General features: G+C 70.9%; 4 protein-coding genes and 4 pseudogenes. 4 read left to right on the top strand and 4 right to left on the bottom strand.

Translation table 11 applies throughout. The features are described 5' to 3' along the window. Window positions 1–246: 246 nt before the first annotated feature. Entirely contained in the window at window positions 247–1,674 is a 1,428-nt protein-coding gene (locus tag AV541_RS05690; RefSeq protein ID WP_060384458.1) for an NAD-dependent succinate-semialdehyde dehydrogenase, read from the top strand. On the opposite strand, the pseudogene AV541_RS05695 reads toward AV541_RS05690, so the two are convergent. Continuing rightward, window positions 1,642–2,340: pseudogene (locus tag AV541_RS05695) on the bottom strand (HD-GYP domain-containing protein); the annotation flags it as partial. The gene AV541_RS05690 and the pseudogene AV541_RS05695 sit on opposite strands and share 33 nt — an antisense overlap. A gap of 36 nt (window positions 2,341–2,376) precedes the next feature. Next, window positions 2,377–3,363 (bottom strand): lipocalin family protein, encoded by a 987-nt coding sequence (locus AV541_RS05700; protein WP_008632397.1) that lies wholly within the window; start codon window positions 3,361–3,363, stop codon window positions 2,377–2,379. 19 nt (window positions 3,364–3,382) lie between these two features. Here AV541_RS05700 and AV541_RS05705 point away from each other — a divergent pair, with 19 nt between their 5' ends. Continuing rightward, window positions 3,383–4,300, top strand: a complete 918-nt coding sequence (locus AV541_RS05705; RefSeq protein ID WP_060384459.1) for a PfkB family carbohydrate kinase — start codon at window positions 3,383–3,385, stop codon at window positions 4,298–4,300. Here the strand turns inward: AV541_RS05705 and AV541_RS13365 are convergent. Together AV541_RS13365 and AV541_RS05715 are read right to left on the bottom strand one after the other, a co-directional pair. Then, window positions 4,297–7,016, bottom strand: a pseudogene (locus AV541_RS13365) (HD domain-containing phosphohydrolase). The gene AV541_RS05705 and the pseudogene AV541_RS13365 overlap by 4 nt on opposite strands. 302 nt (window positions 7,017–7,318) lie before the next feature. Next, a pseudogene (locus AV541_RS05715) lies at window positions 7,319–9,549 on the bottom strand (diguanylate cyclase). 96 nt (window positions 9,550–9,645) lie between these two features. Here AV541_RS05715 and AV541_RS05720 point away from each other — a divergent pair. Continuing rightward, on the top strand, window positions 9,646–10,053 hold the full coding sequence (locus tag AV541_RS05720; protein ID WP_060384460.1) for a MarR family winged helix-turn-helix transcriptional regulator: 408 nt from the start codon (window positions 9,646–9,648) through the stop codon (window positions 10,051–10,053). Then, window positions 10,050–11,916, top strand: a pseudogene (locus tag AV541_RS13090) (MDR family MFS transporter). Before AV541_RS05720 ends, AV541_RS13090 begins: the two are co-directional and overlap by 4 nt. Window positions 11,917–11,919 lie beyond the last annotated feature (3 nt).

Below are 11,919 nucleotides of genomic sequence, written 5' to 3' on the forward strand. Positions count from 1 at the left end.
GTAGACCCGCCACTCCCCCCGGCCCGGAAGGCGGCGGCCCGGGCCGCAAGGTGGTCCGGGGCCTTAAGGACGCGGCCCGGGAGGCCCTGGCGGAACGCTTCCTCTTCAAGAAGGGGGCGTGGCCTGGCTGGAAGGCCGGCCCAGGCCCGGGGAGGTGGTCCTTAGGGCCTTTCTCTCCCCTAAGGTCTTCCGGATCTAAGGGGCCGCGTTACGGTGGGGGGCGCTTTCCTCGGGTAGCCTTAGGGTATGGAGGTCAAGGAAGCACCCACGGAGGCCCTCATCGGCGGGGCGTGGCGGCGCTTGGAGCGGAGGTTCCCCGTGGTCTCTCCGGCCACGGGGGAGCGGGTGGCCGAGGTGGCGGACTGCGGGGAGGAGGAGGCGCGGGAGGCCTTGGAGGAGGCGGTTTTGGCCTTCCCCGCCTGGAGCCGGGCCACGGCCTACGAGCGGGCCCAGGTCCTCAGGCGCTGGTACGAGCGCATCCTGGAGCACAAGGAGCCCCTCGCCCGGCTCATGGCCCTGGAGATGGGGAAGCCCCTCAAGGAGGGGCGGGCCGAGGTGGCTTACGCCGCGGGGTTCGTGGAGTGGTACGCCGAGGAGGCGAAGCGGGTCTACGGCGAGACGGTCCCCTCCCAGTTCCCCCACAAGCGGATCCTGGTGCGCTACGAGCCCGTGGGGCCGGTTTACGGCATCACCCCCTGGAACTTCCCCGCGGCCATGGTGACCCGAAAAGTGGCCCCGGCCTTGGCGGCGGGGTGCACCTTCGTGCTCAAGCCCGCGGAGGAAAGCCCCCTCACCGCCCTCTACCTGGCGAAGCTCTTCCTCGAGGCGGGGGGCCCCCCTGGGGTCTTCCAAGTCCTCCCCACCTCCAGGCCTGCCGAGGTCTCCCGCCCCTTCCTGGAGGACGAAAGGGTCCGCAAGCTCACCTTCACGGGGAGCACCGAGGTGGGGGTGAGGCTCTACGAGGAGGCGGCCAAGACCCTCAAGCGGGTCTCTTTGGAGCTTGGGGGTGGGGCACCCGTCTTGGTCTTCGCCGACGCCGACCTGGAGCGGGCGGTGGAGGAGACGCTTCGGGCCAAGTTCCGTAACGCCGGGGAGTCCTGCGTGGCCGCCAACCGGATCTTCGTCCAGGCGGAGGTGGCCGAGGCCTTCGCCGAGGCCTACGCGAGAAGGGTCCAGGCCCTGAAGGTGGGGGACCCCCTTTCGGAGGAGACGGACATCGGCCCCCTGGTGAACGAGGCCGCCCTTAGAAAGGTGCGGACCCACGTGGAAGACGCCCTCGCCAAGGGGGCGAGGCTCGTGGCCGGGGGTGAGGCCAAGGGGCTTTTCTTCGCCCCCACGGTGCTTTTGGACGTGAGGCCCGAAAGCCTCCTCTTCCGGGAGGAGACCTTTGGCCCGGTGGCCCCCCTCACGGTCTTCCGGGAAGAGGAGGAGGCGGTGCGCTGGGCCAACGGCTTCCCCGTGGGGCTTGCGGCCTACGTCTTCACCCGGGACCTCTCCCGGGCCTTCCGGGTGGCCGAGGCCCTGGAGTACGGCATCGTGGGGGTGAACGACGGCGTGCCCTCCACCCCCCAGGCCCCCTTCGGCGGCGTGAAGCGCTCGGGGCTCGGCCGGGAAGGGGGGAAGTGGGGCCTTTTGGAGTACCTAGAGGTGAAGTACGTGTCCCTCGGCCTCTGAGGCCCCGCGCCGGAGGCCCGACCGCAAGGCCCGCACCGCCTCGAGGGCGAGCCTCCCCTCCCGGGCCTCCCGCTCCAGGGCCTCCAGGGCTTCCTCGGGTTTTACGGCCTTCCGGTAGGTCCTGCGGCTGGTGAGGGCGTCGTACATGTCGGCGGCGCTCAGGACCTGGACCAGGAGGGGGATCTCCGTGAGGCCGTCGGGGTAGCCGGAGCCGTCCAGCTTCTCGTGGTGCCAGCGCACATAGGGACGGAGGCGGGGGTGGGCCTTCAGGGGCGTGAGGATCTCGTCCCCCTTGACGGGGTGGGCTTGGATGAGCCGCCAGTCCGCTTCCGAAAGCGGGGCCTCTCCCCGAAGGATGCGGTCGGGCAGGCCGATCTTGCCCACGTCGTGGAGGAGCGCCCCCATGTGGAGGTCCCGGAGCTCCTCCTCACCGGCCCCAAGCTCCCGCGCCCCCAGGAGGGCGTAGCGGGCGACCCGCTCCGCGTGGCCTGCGGTGTAGGGGTCCTTGGCCTCCACCGCCCGCACCAGGGCGAGGAGGGCCCGTTCCAGGTCCGCCAGCTTCTCTTGAAGCCGCCTCCGCTCCAGATGCCCCTTCACCCGGAGCCGGAGCTCGGTGAGGTCAAAGGGGCGGTTCAGGAAGTCGTCGGCCTCCGCCTCCAGGCCCCTAGGTAGGGGGAGAGTGTGAAAACCGTGTAAAAACCCTTACGGCCGGAAGGCCCCGGCCACGAACTCGCCCATGCCGCGGGCGCGGACGCGGTAGCCCCTGAAGCGGCCCTCCCCCGCCACGGGCCCTTCCCAGTAGGCCACCCGGGTGGTGCGGGAGAGGATCTCCCCCTCGCGGAAGAGGGGCCTCAGGACCAAGGCGATTTCCGGCCCTTCCAGGCGCCAGGCCAGGGTGTAGGCGCGGCCCGAGGGGCTCGTCCAGGTCTCCAAGGGAAGGAAGTCCAGGGCGAGGTCCTCCCTGTTGCCCAGGGGGTCCACCCGGCTCGCCAGGACCTGGACCACCCGCCCCGAGGCCCCCTTGACCCGGTAGGCCATGAGCTCGGAGCCGTCCGAGAGGTGGAGGCCGAACCAGTCCCAGGTGGCGGCAATCCCGGAGAGCTGTTCCCCCCACTGGTGGTCCAGCCAGGCCTCCCCCCGCGCCTCCTCCCCCAGGACCTCCCCCCAGGCGGCGACCCGGGTGTAGGACTGGTAGTGCATCCGCCCCGTCTCCGCGGTGCCCGAGGGGGGGTGGACCACGGGAGGCTTCAGGGGACGGAAGCGGAGGTCCACGCCCGGCGCCTCGAGGCGGAACCCCTCCCCCTCCCGGTAAAACCGCCACCCCATGAGGGCCAGCCGCGGGCCGGGCAGGGCCTCGCCCCTCTTGGCGAAGAGGTCCTGGTCCGCCACCTCCAAAAAGCGCCGCTTCCCGGTGCGGAGGTCGGTGAGGGCGAGGTGGGCGGCGTGGAAGGGCCCGAAGAGGCTTCCGGGGAGGCCCAGGATGCGGTAGGAGGGCGGGGCGTAGGCCTTGAAGAAGGCGAAGTGGAAGGCGTAGGGCTCCGCCCACCCCGAGGCGTACCACCACTCCAGCTGGGCGGGCTTGGGGTCCCAGTCCTCGGGCTCGGGAAGGCGGCCCGGGTCCACGGCGAGAAGGGCGGGGGCGCAGGCCGCGAGGAGGAGGGCGAGCCAGGCGGTCCGGAAGGGGCGCATTTTCCTCCATAATAGGCGCATGGTGGAGAAGCCCGCCATCGCCCTCGTGGGGGAGAGCCTGGTGGACTTGGTCCTGGAGGGGGAAAGCCCCCTTACCTTCACCGGGGCCTTAGGCGGCTCGGTCCTGAACACGGCCACGGTCCTCGCCCGGCTCGGCTACCCCGTTCGCTTCTTTTCCGAGGTGGGGGAGGACTGGCTTTCCGCCTGGAGCGAGGCGGAGATGGCCCGGAGGGGCCTGAACCCAAAGCTTCAGCGCCACCCCGGCCCCATGCCCTTGGCCCTCGTCCGTCTGGATCCGGAGGGGAACGCCCGTTACAGCTTCCACCGCTCCTTCCAGGCCCCCTTCCTGCCGGAGGCGGGCGCCTTGCGGGGGGTGGGGGCCTTCCACTTCGGCTCCCTCTTCGCCCTCGAGGCCCGCACCGCGAAAGGGGTGGCCGCCCTTTTGGAGGAGGCCGCGAGGGCGGGGGCCCTCCTTTCCTACGACCCCAACCTCAGGGGCCTCCCCTCGCCCGAGGAAAGGGCCCGGGTAGAGGCCTACCTCGGGCGGGTGGACCTTTTGAAGCTTTCCTTGGAGGACGCCCGCCTCCTCTTCCCCGAGGCGCCCTTGGAGGCCGTGCGCCGCCTCCCTTCCAGGCTCAAGGTCCTCACCCTGGGGCCCGAGGGGGCTTTGGCCTTCCTCGGGGAAGGGGAGGTGCGGGTTCCCGGGGTGCGGGTGCGGGTGGTGGACACCGTGGGCGCGGGGGACACCTTCACGGCGGGCCTCCTCGCCCTCCTCCTCAGGCGGGGCGGGGGGGTTTTGGAGGGCCTGGACCTCGAGGGCCTGCGGGAGGCTTTGGAGGCGGCCGTGGCCCTTTCCGCCTTGGCCTGCACCGTCCGGGGGGCGGGCCTCCCCGAGGAGGGCCTCGCCGCCTGGCGGGCCCGGTGGCTTGCGGGCTAGGCCTCCTCGGCCATGAGCTTCAGAAAGGCCTCCACCACCTCGGGGTCAAACTGCTTGCCCGCCTCTTCCCGGATGTAGGCCAGGGCCTTCTCCTTCGGCCAGGCCTTGCGGTAGGGCCGGTCCGAGGTGAGGGCGTCGTACACGTCCGCCACGGCGAAGATGCGGGCCGATAGGGGGATCTCCAGGCCCTTTAGCCCCCTCGGGTAGCCCGAGCCGTCCCAGCGCTCGTGGTGGGCGTAGGGGACCTCCAGGGCCTTCTTGAGGAAGGGGATCCCGGAGAGCCACTCGTAGGCGTAGACGGGGTGCAACTTCATCACCGCCCACTCCTCCTCCGTGAGGGGGCCGGGCTTGAGGAGGATCCTGTCGGGGATGGCGATCTTGCCCACGTCGTGGAGGATGGCCCCGCGCCTCAGGTCGTCCAGGTCCTCCTCCGGCACCCCCAAGGCCTCAGCCAGGCGCAGGGTGAGGGCGGTGACCCGCTCCGTGTGCCCCGCCGTCTCCTGGTCGCGGAGCTCCACCGCCTTGGCCCAGCCCCACAGGGTGAGCTCGTAGGTGGCCTCCAGCTCCCGCTGGCTCTTCTGCAGGTCCCGGAGGACCCTGAGGCTGTCCAGGGCCAGGGCGCTCTGCCCCACCAGGGCTTCCAGAAAGGCCTCGTCCTCCCCCAGGAGGTCCCAGGGCCTGCGGGTGAAGACGGCGAGCACCCCGAGGAGGCTTCCCCGGGCGAGGAGGGGGTAGGCCCTTTCCGCCACCAGGCCCTCCTCGCGGGTGAACTCCGGGTGGCTTCCCGGCTCCCGGCGAAGGTCGTCCACCGCCACCTTCTCCCCGGTGAGGGCGGCTCGGCCCACGTGCCCCTGGCCGAGGAAGAGGGTTTGGGGGGGACCGGCGTGCGGAAGCCCCGGTGGGCGGCGAGGCGGAGGGTCTTTTCCCGAGGCGCGTAGAGGAAGAAGGCGGCGGCGTCCAAAGGAAGGAGGAAGAGCTTGTCCAGGAGGATCTCCAGGCTCGGGGCCAGGTCCATGGAGGCGAGGATGGCCTGGTTCACCTGCCGTAGGGCCTCCAGGTGGGCCACCCGCTTGGCGAGCTTCTCCCGAAGCTGGGCCCGGCGCACGGCGTTGCCGATGGTCTCGGCCAGGACCTGGATCCTCTCCAGCTCGGGCGGGGTGGGAAGGCGCCCCCCGGGCCAGGCGAGGAGGAGGACCCCCACCGGGTTCTTTCCTGCAAGGAGCGGGTGGGCGAGGCCCGCCCAGCCCTCGGGGATGTGGGGCGGGCGGCCTCCCGGAGGCGGGGGTCGTTCTTGAGGTCGGGGCTCAACACCACCTGGCCCTTGAGGGCGAGGCCCGTAAGGCTTTTCTCCTCCAGCCTGGGGGCTCCAGGAAGGCGCCTGATGAAACCCCGGGCGGCCTCCTCGGTGAGGCGCGGGGGTCTTCCTCGTAGAGGAGGAGGGCGCCCGCGCCGGCCTCGGTGATCCGCAAGGCGGCGTCCAGGGCGCTCTCCATCATCTCCTTCAGGTTCTCGCTCTGGCGGAGGGCGAGGGCCACTTGGGCGAAGGCCTCCAGGGTCCTTTCCCGCTCCTTGGCCTCGGTGATGTCCAGGCCCACGCCCAGCACGGCGGGCCTGCCCTGGACCTCCACCCGGGCGGCGGAGTAGTCCAGCCAGCGCACCTGCCCCTCCTTGGTGAGGACGCGGAAGGTGTAGCGGGTGGGTGGGGCCTCCCCCTTTAGGCGGGCGAGGCCCCGGGCGCGCACCACCTCCCGGTCTTGGGGATGGACGAACTTCCATATGGGCCTGGCCTTGAGCTCCTCCAGGCTGTAGCCCGTGAGGCGCAGGGCTTCCTGGTTGGCGAAGGCGAGGCGGGCGCTGGTGGGGTCCTTGGGGTCTTCCGCCTGCCAGAGCAGGATGAGGGCGGGGGCGGTCTCCGCCAGGGTGCGGAAGAGGGCCTCGGACTCCTTTAGGGCCCGTTCCCGGGTCACTTCCTCGCTCACGTCGTAGGTGTAGCCCGTGAGGAGCCGGGTTTTGGGGTCGTAGACCACGGTGTCCCGGAGCCAAACGTAGGCCCCCTTCTGCCCGTGGAGGAAGCGGTAGGTGGCGATCTGGACCTCCCCCGGGTGGGCCACGGCCCGGCGCACGGCCTCCTCCAGCCTGGGCCGGTCCTCCGGGTGGACCTTGGAGAAGAAAAAGGCGGGGTCTTCCAGGAGGGCCTCCGCCGGGTAGCCCAGAACCCCCCGCGTCTGCCTGGGGGCGGCGTAGATTAGGGGGCGTAGGCGGGGTCTTGGCCCTCCTCCAACCGGGCCTGGTAGACCACGCCTGGGAGAGCTTCCAGCACGCTTTTCAGCCGGGCGCGCTCCTCTTCCAGCTCGGTCTCGTCGTGGACGTTGATGACGATCCCCCTGACTGCAGGGTCCTCCAGGAGGTTCCTTCCCCAGACCCGCACCTTCCGCACCCGCCCCCAGGCGTCCAGGAGGCGCAGGCGGAACTCCCGGGTCTTCCCGGGGTGGCGGAGGAGGTCCTCTAGGGCGGCCTCGGCGTAGGCGCGGTCCTCGGGGTGGACGAAGTCCAGGGCGTAAAGCGTCTCGCGGGCGTACCCTTCCGGGTCGTAGCCCAGGACCTGGCGCACGTTGGGGGAGGCGTAGCGGATCACGCCCTCCGCGTCCAGGACGTAGACCAGGTCCCTCGCGTTTTCCACGAGGGCCTGGAAGCCGACCAGCGTGCTTTTTGCCACGCTACCTCCTGGGCGAAACAGCGGTACCCCTTTTAGGGTAGCACATCCCCTCTGCCCTTTTGGGGCAGAGGCCTGGGGCGCCCCAGGAGGAAGCCTAGGTAGGCCAGGGTGGCCTCGTCCCCAATCCCTTCGGTCTGAGGGGCTTTCCAGGGCCTCGTCGCGACCGCGCAAGGCCTCCGGCAACCTCTTTAACCCTTTCCGGAGGAGGGTCAGGAGGACGGGGTGACAAGAGGGGAAGGCACCCTGTGCGGCATGGTTCGTACGCGTTTGATTCCCCTCCCCGGGCCCGGTCTTCCCCGGACTCAAGCCAAGACGGCGAGCCCTCGCGCTTTGGCCTGGTACATGCGGCTGTCGGCGGCGGAGAGGAGCTCGTCGGGGGTCTTGCCGTCCTCGGGGAAGGCGGCGAGGCCGATGTTCACCCCCAGGCAGAGCCCCTCAAAGCAGAGGGCCTCTATGGCCCGGGCGTAGCGGAGGGCCGCCTTGATGGCCCCTTCCTTCCCGGTGTGGGGGAAGAGGGCGGCGAACTCGTCCCCGCCCCAGCGGAAGATCCGGTCCCCGTTCCGCCTCTCCCTTTGCAGGGCCTCGGCCACCTTCATGAGGGCGAGGTCCCCCACGGCGTGGCCCAGGCGGTCGTTCACCTGCTTGAAGCCCCGGAGGTCCATCACCCCTAGGGAGAGGGGGTAGCCGTAGCGCTCCGCCCGCTTGAGCTCCTCTTCCAAGAAGCGGTCAAAGGCCCGGCGGTTGGGCAGGCCCGTGAGGGGGTCGGTGAGGGCGGCCTCTTCCAGGAGCTTCCGGGTGCGGATTTCGTGGAGGAGGGTGGCGAGGGGCGTGGCGAAGAAGCGGGCGGCCTCCAGGGAGTCCTCGCCGAAGGCGTTGGGGTCGTGGAGGTTGTCCAGGTTGAGGTAGGCCAGGACCTCCCCCTTGTAGGGGATGGGGAGGCAGAGGTTGGCCTGGATCTCCTGGGCCTTCCCGGCGGCGTCTATGACCTCGGGCGGGGCGGTCTCGTGGCTGATCTCGGCGATGGGCCTTTCCTCCACGCTGAGGAGGCGGGGCTCCCCTTGGCGGGCCTTTTCCTCCCCCAGGCCGTACCATTTGAGCTGGGCCTCCCGGGTGAAGGCCAGGGCCTTTAGGCCCTCCAGGTCGTAGCCAAAGGCCGCCTTGTAGCGGTAGGCCCCGTCTTCCCAGACCAAGAGGCTTCCCGCCTCCGCTCCCGGGACCTGGCGGATGGCCTCTTCCAGGACCGCCTGGTAGAGCTCCTCCGGGGGTTTTTCCAAAAGCTCCAGGAAGATCCGGTTGACCGCCTCGTGCCGGGCCTTTTCCGTGAGGCGTTCCAGACCGAGGCCCAGGGTACGGGAAGCGAGGAGGAGGAGGTCCACCTCGCTTCTCCGCCAAAGCCTTTCCGCCCTCTGGCCCACCACAAAAATCCGCCTCGCCCGGGGCGCCCCCGGGGTGGGGACGGGGAGGGCGGCGAAGGTGCGCCAGTCCAGGGCTTTTAGCGCGGGGACGGTCCGGTCCTCCTCGGCGTAGCGGGCGGTGAAGAGGGGGCTTCTCGTTTCGTAGACCCGCCAGGCGAGGCCCACGCCGTAAGGGAGGCCCTCCTCCAGGACCTTGCGGAGGGCGGGCTCCTCCACGCCGTGGGCGGCGAGGCTCACCATGCGGGCGCCCCGGACCTCCCAGAAGGCGCCGGCCTCGAGGCCCAAGGCCCGCACCAGGAGGGCCAGGGCCTTGGCCGCCGCCTCCTCGAGGCGGGAGGCGCTTTGCAGGGCGAGGGAGAGCTCCGCCACGAGCCGCCTTTCCTCCTCGTCCGCCAGGCGGGAAAGCTGGAGGCTCACCGCCTGGGCGAAGCGCTTAAGGTCCTCCTGGAGCTCCTCGGGGAAGGGCCGGTCCCGCTCCAGGTTGAGGACGGCCACCACCTCCCCCCGCTCCCGGAGGGGAAGGGCGAGCTCGGCGAGGGCCTTGTGGTCCGGGGGGCGATGTAGTCCGGGTCCCGGCGCACGTCGGGCACGTACACGGGCCTCCCCTCCCGGTAGGCCCGGCCCACCACGCCCCCGTAGGGGATGGTCTCCACGGAGAGGGAGGGGCGGGCGGCGAGGAGGCGGAGGCCCTGCCGCTCGGGCACCCACACCCCCACGTGCCCCCGCTCCCCGAGGCGGGCGAGGCGCTCGGGGAGGCTTTTCAGGAGTTCTTCCCGGTTCTGGGCCTTGGGAAGGGCCTCCAGAGCCTCGGCGAGGAGCCTGTGGGTATGGGCCAGGTACTCGGCCCGGCGGTGGGCCTGGCGCAGGCTTCTCCCCACCCCCTCAGAGAGGAGGGCGGCGAGGAGGAGGGCGGCGAGGGAGGAGGGGTCCAGGGTCCCTTGGAAGGCGAGGAGGGGGCTTGCGAGGCCCAGGGCGGCAAGCCCCGCCCCGAGCCCGAAGACGCTCGCCACGAGGCCCACGGCCACCATGAGCCAGGGCACGGCGGCGCTCTCCCGAAGTCCCGCGAGCGCCGCCCCCAGGGCGAGGGCGGCCAGGGCGACGTAGAGGGGCCAGCGCATGTTTCCGTTCTATGCTACCACGGCCTGGGCTTGGGGAGCGGGGGAGGGTGCGGTGATTCACATTCAAAAAGTTTCCCCTGAAATAAAGTGCCGCCCGTGGACTGGGAGCTCCTCGCCCGCTTCTTCCGCCTCCAGCGGCTTCTGCGCCAGGAGGTGGAGGCGCGGCTTGGGCCTTTGGGGCTTTCGGGCCTCGAGGCCTGGCTCCTCAAGGTGCTCTCCCAGCGCCCCTACCCCTCGGAGGCGGCCCGGGCCATGGGCCTTCCCCCGCCCACGGTGAGCCACATGGTGCGCCGGCTGGAGCGGGCGGGCTTTCTCGCCCGGGAGGCGGACCCGGAGGACCTCCGCCGCCACCGCCTCCGGCTCACGCCGAAGGGCGCGAGGGCCTTGAGGCGGGCGGAGGCCCTCATGGCCGAGGCCTTCGCCCGGCGGGCCTCCCGCCTCCAAGAGGGGGAGCGGGCGGAGCTTTTGCGCCTTTTCGCCAAGCTGGAGGAGGACGCGGAATGAACCCTACCCCGAACGCCAAAGAGGTGCGCTACACCATGGTGGGCATCCTGCTGGGGCTTTTTCTGGCGGCCCTGGACCAGACCATCGTCTCCACCGCCATGCCCCGGATCGTGGGGGAGCTCAAGGGGGCCGAGTACTACGCCTGGGTCACCACGAGCTACCTCCTCACCTCCACGGTCTCGGCCCCCATCTTCGGCCGCCTCACGGAGCTTTTTTCCCGCAAGGCCATCCTGCTTTGGGCAGTGGGCCTTTTCCTCCTGGGTTCGGCCCTATCGGGCCTTTCCCAGAACATGGCCGAGCTCATTCTTTTCCGCGGCCTGCAGGGGGTAGGGGGCGGGGCGCTTTTCGCCTTGGCCCTCACCACCATCGCCGTGCTCTTCCCTCCTCGGGAGCGGGGGCGGCTGGCGGGGGCTTTTGGGGCCATCTTTGGGCTTTCCTCGGCGGTGGGCCCGTGGCTTGGGGGGCTTCTCACCGACCACCTCTCCTGGCGCTGGGTGTTCTACATCAACATGCCCGTGGGGGCGGTGGCCCTTTGGTTCATCCTGCGCTACATGCCCAGGCTGAAGCCGGCCCACCGGGAGCCCTTTGACTTCCTGGGGGCCTTTCTGCTCGTCCTCTGGACCGTGCCCTTGATGCTGGCCTTCTCCTGGGGCGGGAGCACCTACCCCTGGGGAGTCCGGTGGTCTTGGGCCTCCTTTTGGGGGCAGGGGTGGGCCTGGGGGTCTGGGTGGCCTCGCAGCTTCGGTCCCCCCATCCCCTCTTTGACCTTTCGCTCTTCCGCATCCCCACCTTTTCCCTCTCCGCCTTGGCGGCTTTCTTCTACGGCCCCGCCTTCTTGGGGCGGTGGCCTTTTTGCCCCTCTACCTGCAGGTGGTCAAGGGGGTCTCGGCGAGCCAAAGCGGGGTGACGGTCCTGCCCCTCACCTTCGGGGTGATCCTGGGGAGCGTGGGCGGAGGGCAGCTCGCCGCCCGCCACGGGCGGTACAAGGGCCTGGTCTTGGGGAGCGCCCTCTTCCTCCTCGGGATCTTCCTCCTCTTTCACTTCCTCCTCCGCGTGGACACGCCCCTTTGGCTGGCCGTCTTCCTCTTCTTCCTCACGGGGCTCGGCCTGGGCCCGGCCCAGAGCCTCCTCAACATCGCCGCCCAGAACGACGTGCCCATGAACCGCCTCGGGAGCGCCACGAGCGCCGTGCAGTTCATGCGCCAGATCGGCGCCACCATAGGGGTGGCCTTCCTCGGCACCGTCCTCGCCGGCGCCCTCTCCGACCACCTGAAGGCCGCCTTCCCTCAAGGGGCGGCGGGCGCCCCGGCCCTGGCCCGGGGCGGGGAGGGGATGGCCCTGGACCTGGACCGGGAGTTCGCCCGCCTCGAGGACCTCCTCGCCCGCGCCCTCCGGGGGGACGAGGCGGCCTACCGGGCCCTCCTCCAGGACCCCATGGTCCCCAAGGCCTACCTCCAGGGCCTCTCCCCCGGGGGGATCCCCGCCCGCTTCGCCGCCCTGAAGGAGGAGGTGCGGGCCGCTTTGGCCGGGGACGAGGCCGCGCGGAGGGCCCTCCTTCAGGACCCCACCCTCCCCGAGGACCTAAAGGCCTTCCTCCGGGCTCCCCGGGGCGCCTTGGGGCCCGAGGCGGTGGAGGCCGCCTTGGCCCAGGCCGAGGCGCGGGCCCTGGAGGAGGCCACGCGGCAGGCGGTGGCGGGCCTCGAGGCGGCGAAGGCCCGGCTCAAGGAGGCCTTGAGTCTCGGCATCACCGAGGCCCTGCGGCGGATTTTCCTCTATAGCGCCCTCTTCATCCTCGGGGCCTTGTTCTTCGTCCTCCTCCTTCCCGACCGGGAGCTCAAGGGGAGGCCCGCTCCGGTAGAGTGAGGG

Origin of the sequence: Thermus parvatiensis, from assembly GCF_001535545.1 — a bacterium.
GTDB lineage: Bacteria > Deinococcota > Deinococci > Deinococcales > Thermaceae > Thermus > Thermus parvatiensis.

What these genes read in the sequence shown, in the direction of transcription:
- AV541_RS05690 (WP_060384458.1), top strand. Translation starts at nt 247, where the DNA reads ATGGAGGTCAAGGAAGCACCCACGGAGGCCCTCATCGGCGGGGCGTGG.
- AV541_RS05700 (WP_008632397.1), bottom strand. Translation starts at nt 3,363, where the DNA reads ATGCGCCCCTTCCGGACCGCCTGGCTCGCCCTCCTCCTCGCGGCCTGC.
- AV541_RS05705 (WP_060384459.1), top strand. Translation starts at nt 3,383, where the DNA reads ATGGTGGAGAAGCCCGCCATCGCCCTCGTGGGGGAGAGCCTGGTGGAC.